Source organism: Glutamicibacter sp. B1 (genome assembly GCF_039602135.1).
GTDB classification, from domain to species: Bacteria; Actinomycetota; Actinomycetes; order Actinomycetales; family Micrococcaceae; genus Glutamicibacter; species Glutamicibacter ectropisis.
Genome location: NZ_CP125942.1, coordinates 2000229 through 2016430, shown reverse-complemented (window position 1 = coordinate 2016430; position 16202 = coordinate 2000229). Strand labels below are relative to the sequence as shown.

15 protein-coding genes are annotated in these 16202 nt (G+C 56.1%); 9 read left to right on the top strand and 6 right to left on the bottom strand.

The genetic code is table 11. The annotated features are described in order from the left end of the window. Positions 1–2: 2 nt before the first annotated feature. Genes QMQ05_RS09350 through tkt form a run of 3 tightly spaced genes read right to left on the bottom strand, consistent with a single transcriptional unit; the run spans position 3 to position 4814 of the window. Positions 3–1577, bottom strand: a complete 1575-nt coding sequence (locus QMQ05_RS09350; RefSeq protein ID WP_345469473.1) for a glucose-6-phosphate isomerase — start codon at positions 1575–1577, stop codon at positions 3–5. Continuing rightward, positions 1578–2681: a transaldolase gene (gene tal, locus QMQ05_RS09345; RefSeq protein WP_345469471.1), complete on the bottom strand. Its 1104-nt coding sequence runs from the start codon at positions 2679–2681 to the stop codon at positions 1578–1580. It lies immediately after the preceding gene. Positions 2682–2699: 18 nt separating this feature from the next. After that, positions 2700–4814 carry a transketolase gene (gene tkt, locus QMQ05_RS09340; protein WP_345469469.1) on the bottom strand — a complete coding sequence of 705 codons (2115 nt, stop codon included), beginning with the start codon at positions 4812–4814 and terminating at the stop codon, positions 2700–2702. 825 nt (positions 4815–5639) lie between these two features. Here tkt and QMQ05_RS09335 point away from each other — a divergent pair. The 3 genes from QMQ05_RS09335 to QMQ05_RS09325 all read left to right on the top strand — a co-directional run bounded on the left by QMQ05_RS09335 (position 5640) and on the right by QMQ05_RS09325 (position 7980). Further along, a complete protein-coding gene (locus QMQ05_RS09335) occupies positions 5640–6542 on the top strand; it encodes a heme o synthase (protein WP_345474696.1) in 903 nt (300 codons plus the stop codon). 156 nt (positions 6543–6698) lie between these two features. Next, positions 6699–7049 (top strand): PadR family transcriptional regulator, encoded by a 351-nt coding sequence (locus QMQ05_RS09330; protein WP_345469467.1) that lies wholly within the window; start codon positions 6699–6701, stop codon positions 7047–7049. Continuing rightward, entirely contained in the window at positions 7033–7980 is a 948-nt protein-coding gene (locus tag QMQ05_RS09325; RefSeq protein ID WP_345469466.1) for a DUF1700 domain-containing protein, read from the top strand. Before QMQ05_RS09330 ends, QMQ05_RS09325 begins: the two co-directional genes overlap by 17 nt. Before the next feature lie 71 nt (positions 7981–8051). Here QMQ05_RS09325 and QMQ05_RS09320 read toward each other — a convergent pair whose 3' ends face one another. Genes QMQ05_RS09320 through QMQ05_RS09310 form a run of 3 tightly spaced genes read right to left on the bottom strand, consistent with a single transcriptional unit; the run spans position 8052 to position 10732 of the window. Then, positions 8052–8990, bottom strand: a complete 939-nt coding sequence (locus QMQ05_RS09320) for a COX15/CtaA family protein (RefSeq protein WP_345469465.1) — start codon at positions 8988–8990, stop codon at positions 8052–8054. Positions 8991–9020: 30 nt separating this feature from the next. Beyond that, complete coding sequence (locus QMQ05_RS09315) at positions 9021–9782, bottom strand: ABC transporter permease (RefSeq protein ID WP_345469464.1); 762 nt, start codon at positions 9780–9782, stop codon at positions 9021–9023. Continuing rightward, the gene (locus tag QMQ05_RS09310) at positions 9779–10732 is read right to left on the bottom strand and encodes an ABC transporter ATP-binding protein (protein WP_434063133.1); all 954 of its coding nucleotides are present in this window, start codon (positions 10730–10732) and stop codon (positions 9779–9781) included. The genes QMQ05_RS09315 and QMQ05_RS09310 overlap by 4 nt, the downstream gene beginning before the upstream one ends. A gap of 191 nt (positions 10733–10923) precedes the next feature. Between QMQ05_RS09310 and QMQ05_RS09305 the strand changes: the two genes are divergently transcribed. The 6 genes from QMQ05_RS09305 to QMQ05_RS09280 all read left to right on the top strand — a co-directional run bounded on the left by QMQ05_RS09305 (position 10924) and on the right by QMQ05_RS09280 (position 16191). Beyond that, positions 10924–11709, top strand: coding sequence for a helix-turn-helix transcriptional regulator (locus tag QMQ05_RS09305; protein WP_345469461.1), 786 nt, complete (start codon positions 10924–10926; stop codon positions 11707–11709). Beyond that, complete coding sequence (sufB, locus tag QMQ05_RS09300) at positions 11706–13166, top strand: Fe-S cluster assembly protein SufB (RefSeq protein WP_058254519.1); 1461 nt, start codon at positions 11706–11708, stop codon at positions 13164–13166. Before QMQ05_RS09305 ends, sufB begins: the two co-directional genes overlap by 4 nt. A 2-nt stretch (positions 13167–13168) precedes the next feature. Next, the gene (sufD, locus tag QMQ05_RS09295; protein ID WP_345469458.1) at positions 13169–14449 is read left to right on the top strand and encodes a Fe-S cluster assembly protein SufD; all 1281 of its coding nucleotides are present in this window, start codon (positions 13169–13171) and stop codon (positions 14447–14449) included. A gap of 61 nt (positions 14450–14510) precedes the next feature. After that, on the top strand, positions 14511–15269 hold the full coding sequence (gene sufC / locus QMQ05_RS09290; RefSeq protein ID WP_345469456.1) for a Fe-S cluster assembly ATPase SufC: 759 nt from the start codon (positions 14511–14513) through the stop codon (positions 15267–15269). A gap of 10 nt (positions 15270–15279) precedes the next feature. Further along, positions 15280–15624: a metal-sulfur cluster assembly factor gene (locus QMQ05_RS09285; protein ID WP_058254516.1), complete on the top strand. Its 345-nt coding sequence runs from the start codon at positions 15280–15282 to the stop codon at positions 15622–15624. Positions 15625–15846: 222 nt separating this feature from the next. Continuing rightward, positions 15847–16191 (top strand): metal-sulfur cluster assembly factor, encoded by a 345-nt coding sequence (locus QMQ05_RS09280; RefSeq protein ID WP_345469453.1) that lies wholly within the window; start codon positions 15847–15849, stop codon positions 16189–16191. Positions 16192–16202: the final 11 nt, after the last annotated feature.

The following is a 16202-nucleotide window of genomic DNA, read 5'->3' as shown; positions in this document are numbered from 1 at the left end:
CCTTACTTCGCCGCCTCAAGCAGGGCAGCGATTCCGGCTGCGCGATCCGTGAGGTTCACGCGCAGCACTGGGCGGTTGTGCTCGGCATCCGAGAGCACTGCACCATCACCGATGGCCTGGGCAGTGATCAAGGTGCCGAAGGTGTACGGACGATCCGGGATCTCAAGGTCGTCCTTGTGATCGGCGGTAATCTGCAAGAACACACCCTGAGCCGGACCACCCTTGTGGTACTGGCCGGTGGAGTGCAGGAAGCGTGGACCCCAGCCGAAAGTGACCGGGCGTCCGGTCTTCGCGGCGAACAGGTCACGCAACTCTTGCAGCGCATTATCCGAGGTGCGGTTCAGGTAGGCCTGAATCGCCAGGTAACCATCTTCTGGCAGCTTTGCGGTCAGCTCGGCTAGGGCCGCATCCAGGGTGCTGGCGGTGGTACCAAACAGCTGTACGGCACCATCAACTGCATCTGGTTCGGCCACGGCCGGAGCATCGAGCATCGAGCGGGCCGCGACCTTAGCAGCCTCAACATCGGGCTGGTCGAAGGGGCTGATGCCCAGCAGGTACCCGGCCACGGCGGTGGCGTACTCGAAGATCATGAACGCGGTGCCCAACGGTGCGCTGAAGTGCACGCCGGTGGTTTCCTCATCCAGTTCTTCGGGCAGTTCGTCGTAGACAAACAGTGGCACCACGTCGGCCGGCAGGTTCTTCAGCTCCGGTGCGTCCACGTGGGCAGCCACGGGCAATACACCCTTGCCTAGCTTGCCGGTGGATTCAGCGATGAGCTGTTCGGCCCAGTCGCCGAAGCCTGGCAAAGCGTCACCGACGCAGGCGATCAGTAGCTTGTCGCGACCTGCGGTAGCCATGGCAGCACCCAAGTGCAGTGCCAGGTTATCCTCGTCGTCCGCACCCAGCACGTCGTTGATCAAACCGGACTCTTCGACCAGTGCCTCAATATCGGCACCGGCCAGACCGGAAGGAACCAGACCGAAAGCGGTTAGTGCTGAGTAGCGTCCTCCCACATTGGGGTCGGCGTTGAATACCGCGCGCACGCCCTCGGCGTTGTCCATCGGCGAACCTGGATCGGTGACCAGCACCAGGCGGGTGGCTGGATCGATCCCGGCGGCCTGGAAGGCTGCGGTGAAGGCACGACGCTGCGAGTCGGTTTCCACGGTGGAACCGGACTTGGAGGACACAACCACCACAGTGTGTTCCAGGTCGGTTTCCACGATCTGCTTGACCATCGAAGGATCGGTGGTGTCGCAGATGACCAAGTCAACCTCGTCATGTGCGGCGATCACTTCAGGAGCCAGGGAGGAACCGCCCATGCCGCACAACACGACGCGGGTCAGGTTCTCCGCAAGCAGTTCCTCGCGCAATGCCAAGATGGCGGGGATCAGCTTGCCGGCTGCTTCGAAGGGATTAACCCAGCCGAGGCGGATGGAGGATTCAGCTTCGGCGTCCGGTCCCCAGATCGTTGGGTCCTGGGCGGCGATGCGGCTACCAATTTTTGCTTCAATGAGCTTCGGCAGTTGCGCCTCAACAGAGGCCAGTGCCTCGCCAGAGGTCACCAAACCTAGTTCCATCTACTTGGCCCCCTTCAATGCGAGGGACATGTCTTCGAGCAGTTCGTTCCACGCGACCTCGAACTTCTCAACACCTTCAACCTCCAACAGGTTCACAACCTCGTTGTAGTCGATGCCCAGGGCTGCGAGCTTATCGAGCACGCGGTTGGCGGCGTCGTAGCTTCCGGCAATCGCGTTACCGCGAACCTCGGCCTCAGCTGCGGTGGCGTCCAGGGTCTTTTCTGGCATGGTGTTCACGGTCTGTGGGGCCACTAGTTCGGTGACGTACAGGGTCGATGGGTAGGCAGGATCCTTCACACCGGTCGAAGCCCACAGTGGACGCTGCACGTTGGCGCCAGCTGCTGCCAGTACCTCGTAGCGTGCCGAAGCGAAGGTCTCTTCGAAGACCTGGTAGGCAAGGCGGGCATTGGCCACGCCAGCCTGGCCACGTACTGCGGCTGCTGCTTCGGTGCCAATGGCATCCAGACGCTTGTCGATCTCGGTGTCCACGCGGGAGACGAAGAAGGAAGCCACCGAGTGAATCTTGGACAGGTCCAAGCCCTTAGCGTGAGCCTTCTCCAGACCGATCAGGTAAGCGTTGATCACTTCGCGGTAGCGTTCCAGCGAGAAGATCAGGGTCACGTTGACCGAAATGCCTTCGGCAATGGTCTCGGTGATTGCTTCCAGGCCCTCAAGGGTGGCTGGGATCTTGATCAGTACGTTTTCGCGGTTCACGCGCTCGTACAGGGCCTTGGCCTGGGCGATGGTTGGGGCAGTTTCGTGAGCCAGGCGAGGGTCAACCTCGATGGACACGCGTCCGTCGAAACCGTTGGAGGCATCGTAGACACCCTTGAACAGGTCGCAGGCTGCAGCCACGTCGTCGCTGGTGATCTCGGTGATCGCATCTTCAACTGACTTATCGCGCTGCTCGGCGATCGCTTCACCGTACACCTCAGCCTTGGACAGCGACGCGGCGAAGATCGCAGGGTTGGTGGTCACACCAACAACGTTCTTCTCTTCGATCAGCTTGGCCAGCGAGCCACTGGTCAGTCGTTCGCGGGAGAGGTCATCGAGCCAGATCGAAACGCCGGCATCGGACAGGGCCTGAGTATTTGGGTTGCTCATAATAGTTACTTCGGTTCCTTACTTTGCAGCGTTCTGTACGGAGGTTTCGGCGGCGGCGACAACGGCCGCGGTGGTGATACCGAACTCGGAGTACAGCTTCTTGTAATCGGCGGATGCGCCGAAGTGATCCAGGGAGATGATCTCGCCGTTAGCGCCGACCAGTTCACGCCACCCCTGAGCGACACCGGCTTCTACCGAGACGCGAGCGGTGATGGCAGCTGGCAGTACTTCTTCGCGGTAAGCCGCATCCTGCTTGGCGAACCATTCCAGCGAAGGCAAGGACACCACGCGGGCAGCGATGTTCTTCGCGGCCAGTTCTTCACGAGCCTCAACTGCCAATTCCACCTCGGAACCGGTGGCCAGCAAGATGACATCAGGGGTGACCTCTGCGCCATCGCGGACAGCTTCAGCCAGGATGTAGCCACCCTTCAAGGTGCCTTCTGCACCGCGGAAGCCGGTGGCCGAGCGGTCGTAGATTGGCAGGTTCTGGCGGGAGAGTACGATGCCCGATGGAGTATCGGTCAGCTCCAGCATGCCACGCCATGCGTAGGCAACTTCGTTGGCGTCCGCTGGGCGAACAACGTCGAAGTTCGGGATGATGCGCAGGGAAGCGAGCTGCTCTACAGGCTGGTGGGTTGGGCCGTCTTCGCCCAGACCGATCGAGTCGTGGGTCCACACGAAGATCGATGGAACACCCATCAGGGCGGCCAAGCGGATCGCTGGGCGCTGGTAATCCGAGAAGATCAAGAAGGTGCCGGAGAACGCGCGGGTTGGGCTGGAGAGCACAATACCGTTGACGATCGAAGCAGCGGCATGCTCGCGGATACCGAAGTGCAGTACGCGGCCATAAGGGCTGGCGTCCCACGATGCGGTGGAGCGACGCTCAGGTGCGAAGGACTTTGCCGTATCGATGGTGGTGTTGTTCGAACCTGCAAGGTCGGCCGAGCCGCCCCAGAGTTCTGGCAGTTCATCGGCAATGGCGTTGATAACCTTGCCCGAAGCGCTACGGGTGGCCATGGTGGAACCTGGCTCGAAGACTGGGAGCTTCTCGGTCCAGCCCTCAGGCAGCTTGCCCGATTCCAGACGCTCTAGCAGGGCAGCCTGTTCAGGGTTAGCGCTCTTCCATGCTTCGAAGCCTTCGTTCCATGAAGCGTGCAGTTCTGCACCGCGGGTGACAACTTCGCGAGCGTGATCCAGAACTTCCTGGTCGATGTGGAAGTTCTTTGCTGGGTCGAAGCCCAGAACCTCCTTGAGGCCTGCAACTTCTTCAGCACCCAGCTTCGAGCCGTGGATACCACCGGTGTTCTGCTTGGTTGGTGCTGGCCAGCCGATCACGGTGCGCAGGGCGATGATCGATGGGCGGGAAGTTTCGGCCTTGGCGGCGCGGATGGCCTCGTCCAGTGCCTTGAGGTCTTCGACGTATTCGCCGGTGACGGTCCAGTCAACGCGCTGGGTGTGCCAGCCGTAGGAGTCGTAGCGACCCAGAACGTCTTCGGTGAAGGCAATGTCGGTGTCGTTTTCGATGGAGATCTTGTTGTCATCGTAGATCACAACTAGGTTGCCCAGTTCCTGATGGCCAGCCAGCGAGGAGGCCTCGGAGGTGACGCCCTCTTGTAGGTCACCATCGGAAGCGATGACATATACGGTGTGATCGAATGGGCTGGTGCCAGCTTCGGCAGCTGGATCCAGCAGGCCACGCATGCGGCGCTGGGAGTAAGCGAAGCCCACGGCGGAAGCCAGACCCTGGCCCAGTGGGCCGGTGGTGATCTCAACGCCGGCGGTGTGACCGTACTCTGGGTGACCTGGGGTCTTTGCACCCCAGGTACGCAGTGCTTCGATGTCTTCCATTTCCAGGCCATAGCCGGAGAGGAAGAGCTGCAGGTACAAGGTCAGTGAAGTGTGACCAGGGGAGAGCACGAAACGGTCGCGGCCGATCCAGTTTGGATCCTTGGGATCATGGCGCAGGTGCTTCTGGAAAATCAGGTAGGCAGCCGGGGCCAAGCTCATGGCGGTTCCGGGATGGCCATTGCCAACTTTTTCAACAGCGTCGGCTGCCAAGACACGAGTCGTGTCAATGGCCTTACGGTCCAACTCGGTCAGTGAAAACTCTTCTACTAAGGATTCAGTCGCCACAGCGGCGTTCCTTCCATTCAGGCTTGGACGGGAGATATCTCCCGCTGACACGCAATACGCCGTCGCCTCCCACATGTTCCAGAACTCTTCAGAGACCAGAAAGATGTAGGTTGCGACGGCGCAATCTCGTTCAACTCTATCGCGAAAACGATGTGTGAGGTGTTGGTTATAGCAAGATGACGCGCAAGTTTATTTCCTCGGCGTAACCATGGATTCACGCTAGACAAACAACGAAGCGCTTTTCTGTGCATTGTTACCCCGGTCACCAAGTTCAACTCAAGGAGTCTGCGGGTTACTTCCCCACGGTATTGGGGGAGACGATTGCGCGTGGTCTGCCGCTCTCTACAAATATGATTTTTTGTTTTTTGTTCCTCAACAAGCGTGTGTTTATGTGCTTGTCGATTCGGGCGTACATGACCGAATGCCAGACTTGTGCCGATTACGAAAAATTCACAGTCTGCGGCCTCCGGTCGGTGATCCGCTCACGCGCAGCTGGTTGGCCCGTCCACATAGCGAGACTTCGTGACGTTGAGTTGAGCGCCGAAGCTGATCGGAGTTCGCGGCGTAGCCGCTTCGTGTCGGAATTTTTGCGCGTGTCGCTATCTGTTGGCATGGTCAATTTGGTGTGGCGCTTGACTGATATCACCAACAAATACCGACGAACAGCGTGCTTTGGAGTTTCAAAGAATTTCTATCGGGCGTAGAATGATTGTGTCTATCTTGTACCCGTGAAGAACTGAGTGCGTTTAATTGAAGACTCAAAGTGTCGCCGGAGCATCAGTGCCACGCGCCTCGCGTCAGCCTGGTGAGAGCACCGGAGACTATATGAAGCGCAAGGCCAGCTCCTATCTGGCGTTGACTAAGCCTCGCGTGATCGAGTTGCTTTTGGTGAGCACCTTGCCGACTATGATCTTCGCTCAGCGAGGATTCCCGTCGGTATGGTTGATGGTTTCCACTCTCGTTGGTGGCGCCATGGCCGCTGGAGCGTCGGGAGCATTCAACTGCTATCTCGATCGCGACATGGACAAGTTGATGAAGCGTACCAAGGGTCGTCCGCTCGTGACTGGCGATCTGACCCCTAAGGAAGCGCTGATCTTCTCATGGGCCCTAGCGATTACGTCCTTGGTGGTGCTTTGGGTAGGAACTAATCCGCTCACCACAGCCCTCGGCTTGGCGGCGATCTTGCTGTACGTAGTTTTCTACACGATGATTCTCAAGCGCCGCACCGCGCAGAACATCGTCTGGGGCGGGATTGCCGGATGCATGCCAGTGCTGATCGCATGGGCTGCAGTTAAAGAGACCATTGAATGGCCAGCGATCATTCTGTTCTTGGTCATTTTCTTGTGGACTCCTCCTCATTACTGGCCTCTATCGATGAAGTATGCAGAGGACTACAACGCCGCTTCGGTGCCAATGCTCGGCGCTATCGCCAATGCTCGTCGCGTGTCGGTGCAGGTTGTGCTTTACGCATGGGCAACAGTGGTTTGTTCGCTTCTGTTGGTGCCACTGGGTCATGCAGGTATCGTCTACACGGCGATTGCCGGTGGCGCTGGTGTCTGGTTCATCTACGAATCTCATGTGCTCTACCGTGAAGCTCAGGGTGACCACAAGCCTGCGGTCGTCAATCGTAAGGCCATGAAGGTCTTCCATATTTCCATCACCTACCTGTCGATCGTTTTCTTGGCTCTGGCCATTGATCCGTTCGTGGGAAGCCCACTGTTCGGCTAAGTACTACTTTGGATTGTAAAATCTAATCGCCCCTTCGCAACATCAATGATGAGCGGAGGGGCTTTTGTTTGCCCATTAGTGGGTTTTCCTTCGTGGAGATTGTCTAATGTTTATATCTTGCTATACAAGTCTTGTTATACAAGGTATGGTGTTTCTATGCTCGAACAGCGCGAAAAGATAGCAACGAACATACGCAAGGGCGTTCTTGAATATTGTGTTTTAGGTTCGCTGGCAAATGACGACAAATATGGCCTAGAACTTGCTGAAGAGCTGACCAAACGTCATCTAACGGCGGGGGAAGGCAGCTTGTACCCGTTACTGGCCCGCATGAAAACCGCCGGGTTGGTTGAAACTCGCTGGGAAGAAGGCGGGGCAGGTAGAAAACGAAAATACTATTCAATCACTGAGCATGGACGAGTCATGCTCAAAGAGTTTCGCACCGTGTGGGCGGAAATTACGACACAGGTTGATGAATTGCTGGGAGGGCAACATGGCCAGGGGCACTAAGGATCAAAACGTCGAGGATTATTTGCGCTCACTGGACCGCCTATTACGGAACGTTCCGGTAGAAGCGCGACATGGGCTTGTTGAAGACATCGCAGAGCATATTGACGAAGGCCGAGAGCGCGGACGTACTGAAAGCGAAATTATTGCGGCTCTGGGCTCACCTGAATCTGTGGCGGCGCCCTATCTGGATGAAGTTTTACGCGAGGGGAATGCGCCCAGAATGCGACGGATACGGCGCATACTTGGCATTGTGGCACTGGTTACTGGCCTGTTTGCTGCGATCGTTTCACGTTCTTCAGATTCAACGGTTGTCAACATGGGGTTTGGCCCCGCCGAGGCCCAGGGGCTGAGTATCAATTACGGATACTCTGATGTCTTTGCCGCTACCCAACTTCTGGTTTTCATAGCATTGGCACTCATGGTGGCAACATCAGCCGTGATGAAGCCGGTGATTGCGCGCAAATACAGTATCGCGGCGGCGCTCATCATGACCTTTGTGGTACTTATTTGCGGAACGGGACTGGGAATGTTTTTCGTCCCATCAATGATTACCGCGTGGATGTTAGCCGGTGCGAATAATCTTAAACTTAGTCACCTGAGCCGGACTAAGCGATCCCGCAGGATTCAGATTATTGGCGGCGTAACCATGCTGCTCCCCGTCCTGTTAATCATTTCAGGAGTTATGACCGGTGCCGTTGAAGGTGCAGGTCCTTACATCTACTTAGTGGTTGGGCTCATTTGTGGGATTGGCTTCCTACTAAACGTGAGAGTTGCTCTTTGGGCTACCTGCCTCATAGGTGTAGCACTGTCTGTACTGTCGATCATTGATCAGGGAATGCTGATGGCGGCATTCTGGCTTGCTGGCATTGCCTACTTTTATTTTGGCTTATATGGACTCCTCTGGTTTGAGAAGCGTGCGATGGCTCAGTAGGCATTCGTCCTACAAAAAAGCCTGGGTGGCCCTGCAAAATTTGCAGGGCCACCCAGGCTTTTGAGTTGATGTTAGCTATCTACTCGTTGATATTTTGGAAGAAGATTAGCTCGATCCCAAACGTCTGTACTCGATACCAAGAGCAGGCTTGCTCCCAACATATGCAAGAGCACTAGAGCAATCGGCAAGCCAGTGAAATGCTGTGTGTAGCCGATGGCAGCCTGGATGAGGATGACGACTACTAACCACCACAGCGAAGCGCGTAAACGGGCATTCTCGCCGGCCTTATAGGCCAAAACAAGCAGGACGATCGTAGCGAGAATGAGCAGGTATACCGGAGCGGTATGCATGCGTGTGACCAGTAGCGGATCAAACATATGACGCGGGGTCGTCGCGTCGCCTGCGTGGGGTCCAGTTCCAGTGACAATAGTGCCTAGAATGACCGAGATGATGCTAAAGATCCAAGCAGCGGTAGCGACCTGGCGGATAGTCTTAGTAGTCGGCTGATGCTCTTGAGCCTTCAATTCGGTGCGCGTGCGATTGACCAATATCGTGGCCAAGATGACTAGCGTCCCTGAAAGCAGGAAGTGCAAGGAGACAACCCAAGGATTCAGTCCCGTCCACACGGTGATTCCGCCAATTACTGCTTGTCCCGGAATCCCAAGTAGGAGAACTAGCCCCAGTTTGAACAACGAAGCGTGGGTCCGTCGCATCGACCATACCGAAATCAGGAATGCGACGGCGATCGCCAAGAGTACAAACGTCAAGGTACGGTTGCCGAACTCGATGATGCCGTGGATACCCATTGCAGGCACTGGGGTCATGGAGCCGGGTACGCAATTTGGCCAATGCGAGCATCCGAGACCGGAATTGGTCAGTCGAACGGCACCGCCAGTGACGATGATGCCTACCTGCGAGACCAACGAAGCGATCGCGAGGCCATGTACTAGTCCGGTGACCTTCGTTGGTAGCTTTTCGGACCAGCTCTTAGTAGCTAGGTCTGAAGACATGGAAATCTCCCTTGAAGATGTGTGTGGTGGTTAGTTCCATTTGAAGAGCTTGATGGCCGCAAATGAGCCAGCAGCAGACCAAAGGACTAAGAAAATAAGACCAGCGATACTGAAGTGGCCTGAAATTAGTGCCTCACGCATGGCGTCACCAAGAGCTGCTGACGGTAACGCATTTAGCGTTGGCTGAATCCATGCAGGAGCCATGCTTAGCGGGTACAGCACGCCGCCGGCGCCAGCGAGCAAGATCCAAGCAAGGTTAGTGATGGCCAAGGTGGCTTCTGGTCGCACGGTTCCAGCAATGAGTAGTCCCAGAGAAGTGAACGCGGCAGCGCCAAGGAGCAGGAAGAGGATGCCTGGCGCAATACCCCAGAGGTTCGGGTGCCACCCCATGAACAGCGCAACGACGGTAATAAGAACTACCTGAATCACCAGAACGGTTAGTACTGCGATGACCTTGCCGAAAATGAGTCCAGTCTTTCCTAGGGGAGTCGTGGAGAACATTTTGAGAACGCCATAGCGACGGTCGAATCCGGTGCCGATGCCTTGTCCAGTGAACGCTGTTGAAATGACGCACAACGCCAAAACGCCAGGAACGGCAGCATCGATGCTTCGTTCGGCCACGTCGTCAAGAAGGTTCGTTAAAGTGAGCACGAATAGGGCAATCAGTGGCATCACCACCGCAAGAATCAGTTGTTCACCGTTGCTCAACATCTGCAAGGATTCGTATTTACCTTGGATGAGAATGCGTTTAAATGGCGAAACCGCATTGTTGGTGACTACTTGTTGGCTCATGCGTGTTCCTCCTTCTGTGCGAATTCGAGGAATACGTCTTCGAGGCTTCGGGACTGCAGGTTTAACTGGGAAGGCAGAATGCCTTCTTTGAGCCACCAGCTGGTGAGCCAGTGCAGATGCTCTGGGGAGCTGATCCCGTCCAAGCGATACTCGCCAGCCGAAGTCTCGGACAGGTAAAGTCCTGCGGGCGGTTCTGGCAGGCTGAGGCCTGGTTGTGCTGCAAAAGAAATTGGGCGGGCATCTTGGTCTTCGGCGGCCCGGTCGGTGAGTTCGGCAACTGTTCCCTGAGCTACCGTGCAGCCCTTGTCGATGATGTACACGTAATCGCTCAGGCGCTGCGCGTCATCCATCAGGTGCGTGGTGAGAATGATGGCCTTGCCAGCATCACGCAATTCCGCAATTAAGTCGAAGACAACTTGGCGCGATTGTGGGTCAAGCCCGGCGCTTGGCTCATCGAGGAAAACAACTTCTGGATCGCCAGCCAGTGCGATGGCGAGAGCAACTCGTTGTTTCTGTCCGCCAGAAAGCCGGCGAATTGTGCGAGTGCCAAAGGACTCAAGGTCTAGGCGTTTAATCAATGCATCGATGTCGATGGGGTTCTGGTAGAGCGAGGCGACATGTCGCAACAGGGGTACTGGACGCATCGATGGTGGCAAACCACCATCTTGAAGCATGACACCTACACGCGATCGGAGTTCGGGGTTATCGCCGTAGGGATCTTGACCCAGTAGCTCAACAGTGCCACCTTCTGGTCGTAAGAGCCCTTGGGCGCATGCCAAAGTTGTGGACTTACCTGCGCCATTCGCGCCGAGGAGGGTAGTGACTTGGCCGGGGTATGCCTTGAGGGATACCGATTCAAGGACGCGCAACATGCGATTGTCCAAGGCGGGGACAGGCCCTAAATCTTTGGCCAGTTCCTTGATGACGAGACTGGGGGTTACGGAAGACACCAAAACATTCTACGACATGTCGAACTTGTTATTTAGATGAACGTGTCACCAATGCTCGCCAGCGATACGCGTCAGCGGAAGAATAAAAAACGCTAGGCGCTAATAAGGTACGGATCTAGAAGTGGGCAAGCTCTCCCTTAGTAAGTCCTTCCTTACTAGACCGGGCGGGAAAATTTACGCATGATTGTGTTGTGTATTCATCAAATTTGGACTCAGCTAGTGACTCCACTGCAGAAACGCTTGGTGCAGTTGGGGATACCGAAGAACGCACGCGCGACCGTGTCCTCTACGCAGTACTTGAGGACGGGCCGGTTAGTGCGGCCGAGCTTGGCAACAAGCTAGGCTTCACGCCAGCGGCCGTTCGTCGCCACCTTGACGCGCTGTCAAAATCTGGGCTCGTCGAGGTGAAACTGGTAGCAAACCAGAAGTCGGGTGCAGGGCGTCCGTCCCGCCGCTACGTGCTCTCGCACCGCGGCCAGACAAAGCTCGGCAACGATTATTTGGAAATTGCCACCGATGCTCTAAAGATGCTCGGCGAAGCTGCCGGCGACGATGCCATTCGCAAGTTCGCTCGGAACCGTTTCGCTGAAATGGAAACCCGGTACGCCAAGGCGCTCACCGGTGTTGAAGGGCTGGAAGCACGAGCCGAAGTACTTAGCAATTTGCTTAGTGCTGACGGATTCGTAGGGTACACCCGAAAAGTTGACACCAAGGTGGCAACGGCACTGATGCATAGCGTTCAGCTATGCCAGGGGCACTGCCCGATACAAGATTTGGCACGAGAGTTTCCGGTGTTTTGCGACATCGAAACTGAAATGTTCGCCCGCCTGTTAGGCGTCGACGTTCGACGATTGTCGACCTTGGCCGGTGGCGGACACGTGTGCACGACCCACATCCCTGTGGGGCGTGAAAAGGCGCCAATGCGCGCTGAGAAGAGAACTCGAATTCAGTTCACGAAGCAGGAGAGGCCGCGATGACGGATCAGATTGCACAGGAGTCTGCCGACCCAGGTGTAATTTCCGAAATTCTGGAGAAGAACCCCGAACTCCACGGAATCGGCAATTACGAATATGGCTGGTCAGATAAGAATGACGCGGGTGCCAATGCTCGCCGCGGCGTCGACAAGGACGTTGTGGCGAATATTTCCGCCCTCAAGTCCGAGCCGGAATGGATGCTCGAACGCCGCCAGAAGGCACTGAAGTACTTCGATCGCAAGCCAATGCCAACCTGGGGTCCAGACCTCTCGGGCATTGACTTCGACAACATCAAGTACTTCGTCCGCTCCACCGAGAAGCAGGCAACGACCTGGGACGAACTTCCTGAAGACATCAAGAACACCTACGACAAGTTGGGTATTCCTGAGGCTGAAAAGCAGCGCCTGGTTTCCGGTGTTGCAGCTCAGTACGAGTCCGAGGTTGTTTACCACCAGCTGCGTGAAGACCTCGAAGCTCAGGGCGTGATCTTCCTCGATACCGATACCGGTTTGAAGGAACACCCAGAGATCTTCGAAGAGTACTTCGGCTCGGTTATTCCTGCGGGCGATAACAAGTTCGCTTCGCTGAACACCGCAGTGTGGTCCGGTGGTTCTTTCGTTTACGTTCCTAAGGGCGTACACGTAGAGATCCCACTGCAGGCGTACTTCCGTATTAACACGGAAAACATGGGCCAGTTCGAACGCACCCTGATCATCGCCGATGAGGATTCGTACGTTCACTACATCGAGGGTTGCACCGCACCGATCTACCAGTCGGACTCGCTGCACTCCGCCGTTGTGGAAATCATCGTGAAGAAGGGCGCCCGCGTCCGTTACACCACGATCCAGAACTGGTCGAACAACGTATACAACCTGGTGACCAAGCGTGCCGTCTGTGAAGAGGGCGCAACTATGGAATGGGTCGATGGCAACATCGGTTCGAAGGTCACCATGAAGTACCCTGCGGTTTACCTCGTTGGCGAACGCGCCAAGGGTGAGACCCTGTCCATCGCTTTCGCAGGCGAAGGTCAGCACCAGGACACCGGATCGAAGATGGTTCACATCGCTCCGAACACCTCCTCGGCCATTGTGGCTAAGTCGGTGGCTCGTAACGGTGGCCGTTCGGCTTACCGTGGTCTGGTTCAGGTGCAGGAGGGTGCCAAGGGCACCAAGAACTCGGTGGTTTGTGACGCGCTGCTGGTTGACCAAATTTCGCGTTCGGATACCTACCCATACATTGACGTTCGCGAAGACGATGTCACCATGGGCCACGAGGCAACCGTTTCCCGCGTTTCCGAAGAGCAGCTGTTCTACCTCATGTCCCGCGGTATGGCCGAGGACGAGGCAATGGCGATGATCGTGCGTGGCTTCGTTGAGCCAATCGCCCGTGAGCTTCCAATGGAATACGCGCTGGAACTGAACCGCCTTATTGAACTTCAGATGGAAGGATCGGTCGGCTAAGAATGTCGGAGACCACCACCCATATCCCAGATGAGAAGGTGCGCATCGGCGCCCCATCCATTCCTGGTTTCACCGAAGAGGGCGAAAACCTTTCGCCAATCAACGAAAACGACAGCTCACCTTTGGGTGGAGCTTCCGCTAAGGCTCACAGCCACGGCGGGGGAGTTGGCGTGCCGGATTCCTCACGTGCAGGTCGTCTGACCAGCACCAACGTTGAGGACTTCGCCAAGCTGACCGGTCGTGAAGAGGATTGGCGTTTCACCCCGCTCAAGCGCCTGAAGGGTCTGCACAGTGACGAGCTCACCGGAGCTGCTCCAAAGGTTGAGCTATCGGGTAACGACATCGCCACCTTGACCGTCGTTTCTTCTGACGATGCTTTGAACGGCGTTGCGCACACCCCAGATGATCGCGTCTCGGCCAATGCTTGGAAGTACGCTTCCGAGACTCAGGTTGTGACCATTCCTAAGAATGCAGAGGGTGCCAAGGCAAGCGTTCGCATCACCGGCGAATCGCTGGCTCCAGCAGCTCAGCACTTGATCATCGTTGCCGAGGAAAACTCGGAAGCCACCGTGATCTTGGACCACGTTGGTTCAGCAGTGCTGGCTCAGAACGTTGAATTCGACGTTCACGCCAACGCTCGCTTGACCGTTGTCTCCTTGCAGGCTTGGGAAGATGACGCAGTGCATGCTTCATCGCAGCAGGCACTTGTCGCTCAGGGCGCATCCTTCAAGCACATCGCCGTATCCTTCGGTGGCGATCTGGTGCGCGTGAACCCATCGGCTCGCTTCACCGGCGAACGTGCGGAAATCGAGCTCTACGGTCTGTACTTCGCAGATGCCGGACAGCACCTGGAACACCGCTTGTTTGTTGACCACGCTGTGGCCAACTGCAAGTCGAATGTTCTTTACAAGGGTGCCCTGCAGGGCAAGGATGCACACACCGTTTGGGTTGGCGACGTGCTGATCCAGAAGGAAGCGGTTGGCACCGACTCGTACGAAGCCAACCGCAACCTGGTGTTGACCGATGGCGCACGCGCGGACTCGGTTCCAAACCTGGAAATCGAAACCGGCCTGATTGACGGTGCGGGTCACGCATCGACCACCGGTCGCTTCGATGATGAGCACCTGTTCTACCTGATGGCTCGCGGTATCGACGAAAAGACCGCACGCCGCCTGGTAGTACGTGGTTTCTTGAACGAGATCGTTCAGCAGATCGGTGATGAAGCTCTGCAGGAGCGTTTGACCGACACCATCGAAGAAGAACTGGCTGCAACTGACAACTAGTCAGTGCCTGCTTCACCAGCTTTTTAGCCATAGAGCTTTTTAGAAAGAAACGGAACGACGTATGTCTACTCTGGAAATCAAGGACCTGCACGTCTCGATTGAAACCGAGCAGGGCGAGAAGGAAATTCTCAAGGGTGTAACCCTAACCATCAACACCGGCGAGACCCACGCAATCATGGGTCCTAACGGTTCGGGCAAGTCCACCCTTGCTTCGACCATCGCCGGTCACCCACGCTACACCGTCACCTCGGGCTCCATTACCCTTGACGGCGAAGATGTGCTGGAGATGAGCGTCGACGAGCGCGCCAAGGCTGGCCTGTTCCTGGCTATGCAGTACCCAGTAGAGGTACCAGGCGTCACCATGACCAACTTCCTGCGCACCGCCAAGACCGCCATCGACGGAGAAGCTCCGAAGCTGCGTACCTGGACCAAGGATGTCAAGGAAGCAATGAGCAAGCTGAAGATCGATGCTGACTTCGCTGGCCGTAACGTCAACGAAGGCTTCTCCGGTGGTGAGAAGAAGCGTGTTGAGATCCTGCAGCTGGAACTGTTCAAGCCTAAGTTCGCTGTTTTGGACGAGACCGACTCGGGTCTGGACGTTGACGCGTTGAAGATCGTTTCCGAGGGTGTTAACCGCGCTCAGGACGAGAACAACATGGGTACCCTGCTGATCACCCACTACACCCGCATCCTGCGCTACATCAAGCCAGACTTCGTGCACGTGTTCGTGGACGGCCGTGTTGCAGAACAGGGCGGCCCTGAGCTGGCTGACCGCCTTGAAGAAGAAGGCTACGACCGCTACCTGAACGTCAAGGCCTAAAGGTAATTTTATGAGCGAATCAACCGAACAGAGCCAGGGAGCCGTTTCGACTCCTCTGGAAGATGTTGAGGAAGCACTCAAGGACGTTATTGACCCCGAGCTCGGTGTTAATATCGTCGACCTGGGGTTGCTCTATGGCCTGAAGTACGCAGATGACGGCGTACTGCTACTGGACATGACCTTGACCACCGCGGCTTGCCCGCTCACCGATATTATCGAAGAGCAGGTTAGCAAGGCGCTGGAGAACATCGTTGATGATCACCGTCTGAATTGGGTCTGGATGCCACCTTGGGGTCCAGAGCGCATTACTGACGATGGTCGCGACCAGATGCGAGCCCTAGGGTTCAATATCTAAGTTCGACCAATCCACAGAGGCTGCAATCATTTTTCGAATGATTGCTGCCTCTGTGTTTTTAAAGCGGAACTAGGTTTCCCATTGAGTAACGTGGAGATGAATGTTCACAAATCTGTCTTTGCATGACGTATGAAGCCAAAAATTGGCTAACACCCTAAAAACGTGACTATAGTGTCATTAAATAGATTTAGGTAAACCTTATAGGTACGCGTGGGGTGTTCAATGAGCGAAGCTGTGCCAACTGCGCAGACGAGGATTGCCCGTCCAATTGAAGAGATCGAAGAAGCGCTCAAAGACGTCATTGACCCGGAACTTGGGGTCAACATTGTCGATTTAGGACTCGTTTATGGGTTGCGTTTTGTTGAAGGCGCTGTGCTTGAAATTGCTATGACACTAACAACGCCAGCATGCCCGCTGACTGACATCATTGAGGAGCAAGTTAGCCAAGCCCTAGAGCACCTCGTGACTGTTCACCACATCAATTGGGTATGGACTCCACCATGGGGACCAGAACGAATTACCGAAGATGGTCGCGAACAGATGCGTGCCCTAGGTTTTAATATTTAGCCTTCTCGGTG